Origin of the sequence: Bradyrhizobium sp. (assembly GCF_050014615.1) — a bacterium.
In the GTDB taxonomy this organism is placed as follows: Bacteria; Pseudomonadota; Alphaproteobacteria; order Rhizobiales; family Xanthobacteraceae; genus Bradyrhizobium.
This window is the reverse complement of the sequence record NZ_JBEKCZ010000356.1, coordinates 1-2,568: the sequence shown is the minus strand read 5'-3', so window position 1 is coordinate 2,568 and position 2,568 is coordinate 1. Positions and strand designations below refer to the sequence as shown.

3 protein-coding genes and 1 pseudogene are annotated in these 2,568 nt (G+C 62.9%); 2 read left to right on the top strand and 2 right to left on the bottom strand.

Translation table 11 applies throughout. From position 1 onward, the window contains the following. The first annotated feature begins 59 nt into the window (after window positions 1-59). Window positions 60-506: a DUF2214 family protein gene (locus tag ABR948_RS29515; RefSeq protein ID WP_428124843.1), complete on the top strand. Its 447-nt coding sequence runs from the start codon at window positions 60-62 to the stop codon at window positions 504-506. A gap of 206 nt (window positions 507-712) precedes the next feature. After that, the gene (locus ABR948_RS29510) at window positions 713-1,024 is read left to right on the top strand and encodes a twin-arginine translocation signal domain-containing protein (protein WP_428124841.1); all 312 of its coding nucleotides are present in this window, start codon (window positions 713-715) and stop codon (window positions 1,022-1,024) included. An 89-nt stretch (window positions 1,025-1,113) separates the two neighbouring features. Here ABR948_RS29510 and ABR948_RS29505 read toward each other — a convergent pair whose 3' ends face one another. Together ABR948_RS29505 and ABR948_RS29500 are read right to left on the bottom strand one after the other, a co-directional pair. Beyond that, window positions 1,114-2,070: an alpha/beta fold hydrolase gene (locus tag ABR948_RS29505; RefSeq protein WP_428124845.1), complete on the bottom strand. Its 957-nt coding sequence runs from the start codon at window positions 2,068-2,070 to the stop codon at window positions 1,114-1,116. A 173-nt stretch (window positions 2,071-2,243) separates the two neighbouring features. Further along, window positions 2,244-2,568, bottom strand: a pseudogene (locus tag ABR948_RS29500) (transcriptional regulator); the annotation flags it as partial.

Below are 2,568 nucleotides of genomic sequence, written 5' to 3'. Positions count from 1 at the left end.
GATTTTGAGACTTTGTATCATTTCTTCCCGCAGCATGTCACCGAGAAGAGGCCCATCCCATGTCCACACTGTTCGCCTTCCTCCACCACCTCTGCGCGTTCACGCTGGTGTCGGCGGTCGCGATCGAGTTCATGCTGGTTCGGCAGGAATTGACGCTCGCTTCCGCGCGCCGGCTGCAGGTGACAGACATTGTTCTCGGCATCGCGGCGGGGGCGCTGCTGGTGGTCGGGTTGCTGCGGGTGTTCTTCTTCGAGAAGGGGCCGGACTATTATCTTCACAGCCACGCCTTTCATGCCAAGCTCGGGCTCTTTATCGTTGTCGGACTGCTCTCGATAATTCCGACGATGGAATTTCTGTCCTGGCGCGGGGCGCTGAAGGCGGGGCAGGTGCCCGTGATCAGCGCGAAAAAATTGCGACGGGTTACGATCGTTATTCACAGCGAGCTTCTGGCCATCGTCATCATCCTGTTATGTGCCGCGATCATGGCGCGGGGCGGATGGGTTTAGCAGGCTGTCGTCCCGGCGAACGCCGGGACCCATAACCACCGGCGTCCGTTGTTTTTGCAAGGTGTCAACCATCCTGCCCAAACGCGAGTGCTCGGCGTATGGGTCCCGGCGTTCGCCGGGACGACGATGAAGCCCAATTCATCGCGTATTCATCTTGCCGCGGTGAAACTCTCTCCATTGTTTGTGATCAGCAAAGAGGAGAGGTTATGGAACGCCGGGACTTTCTAAAACTCACCTTTGGATTTGTTGCAGGCGCCACCGCGCTTGCCGCAGGCGCGCAGGCCGCGCCGCTGCCGCCGATTGCGGCGGAGCAGGGCCTGGTGCCTTCGCACCGCGACGGCGCCGAGCCCGCCGTGGTCTCGCAAGACGAGGTCGATCGTCTCAAGCCGGAAGAAGTGCGCTGGGGTCACCACGGACATCATCACCACGGGCATCGCCGGCACTGGGGCTGGCACCGCCGCCACTGGGGTTGGCGTCACCATCACTGGGGCCATCACCACTGGCACCGTCATCGCTGATGAAATCGTCGGTGATTTGATGGTCGGGGCGGGGACCGCATAGGCGGCTCCCGTCTCGATTTCGTCTTGAGATTACCTGGTTAAACTAATTACTTGGCCAAAAAGCCGAGCATCAGCTCGTTGAATTTTTGCGGCGCCTCGAGAAATACCAGGTGCCCGGTGTTCGGAATCACCTCGGCATGGGCATCCGGCATTTTGGCCGCCAGTGCCCTGGCGAGGTCGGCGTTCTGGCCCATCTTCGGCCGCAACGCCTCCGGCGCGTTCGGCCGGCCCGGCGCGTTGTGATCGTCGGCGCCCATGATGAACAGCGTCGGCTGCGTGATCAGCGGAATTTCGTGCACCACCGGCTCGCGGTAGATCATCTGCCCCGAACTGACGAAGGCGCGCAGCCAGCGCGGATAGTCGGCCGCGCCCTTGATGTTGAAACGGGAGTCGATCAGCGGCGTCACCTGGTCCGGCGGCAGCTTGAGCGAATAATTGACCTCGAGTTGCTTGCGGTAGCCGTCGGCGGTGAGCTTGTCTTCGGTTTCCAGGATTTTCTCGGTCGGGGTCGGCGGCACATAGAGCCGGTAATCCTCAAGGCCGATCGGCGCCGCCAGCAGCAGATGCGCGACGCGGTCGGGATAGGCGCGCGCGATGCGCACGCCGAGCATGCCGCCCATTGAATGCGCGACAATATCGGCCCTGGCGACCCCTAGATGATCGAGCAGCGCGATGGTGTTGCGCGCCAGCGTGTCGAAATGCAGCTCACCCAATGGCTTGGAGGATTTGCCGAAGCCGATCTGGTCCGGCACCACTACGCGGTAGCCGGCATCGTTCAGCGTCCTGATGATCGGCGCCCAGTAGCTCGCCGGGAAATTGCGCCCGTGCAGCAGCACCACAATGCGGCCGTTCGGCTGCGCCGGCGCGACATCCATATAGGCCATGCGAACCGCTTCGCCGTCATTGACCAGCGGCAACAGGCTGACGGGGTAGGGATAGGCAAAGCCCTCCAGGCCGATGCCGTAGGGTTCGCGCGGTGCTGGCTCCGCGGCATGGGCCGTCATGATCGGCAGCACGAGGAGGGCAGTAGCAGGCAACAGGTGAAGAAGAGTTGGTCGCATCGAATGAAACCCGGTGTTTGTGTTCGTCAGGCCCGGCCACGGCAGTAGCAGAAAGCAGGGCAGGGAGGTTTGGTCAGGTCCGGTCTGACGCGAACGTGATCCGCGCTCAAAGCGCGCTATTCGCCGTCCCCGAACAGCGCCGCGAAGCGTTTCTCGCCGCTGCGGCTGAAATTGACGACGCGGCTGCCGGGGGCGGTATCGCGCGCGGCCCATTTCAGCTCGGTGAAGCGCGTCATCAGCGCCGCGCCGAGCGTGCCGGCGAGATGATGGCGCCGCTCGCTCCAGTCGAGGCAGGCCTTGCAGACCGGGCGGCGCGGATGCGCCAGCGTCTCGGCCGATATCTGCAGGGTGCTGGCCATGAAACGCCGGCCCTCGGCGGTCAGTTCGATGTCGTGCTTGTGCTGGCGGATCAATTTTTGCCGCTTCATGCTGTCGAGCATC

Bases quoted from the DNA above. Each gene is read 5' to 3' on its own strand.
- ABR948_RS29510 (WP_428124841.1), top strand. From the start codon at position 713: ATGGAACGCCGGGACTTTCTAAAACTCACCTTTGGATTTGTTGCAGGC.
- ABR948_RS29505 (WP_428124845.1), bottom strand. From the start codon at position 2,070: ATGACGGCCCATGCCGCGGAGCCAGCACCGCGCGAACCCTACGGCATC.
- ABR948_RS29515 (WP_428124843.1), top strand. From the start codon at position 60: ATGTCCACACTGTTCGCCTTCCTCCACCACCTCTGCGCGTTCACGCTG.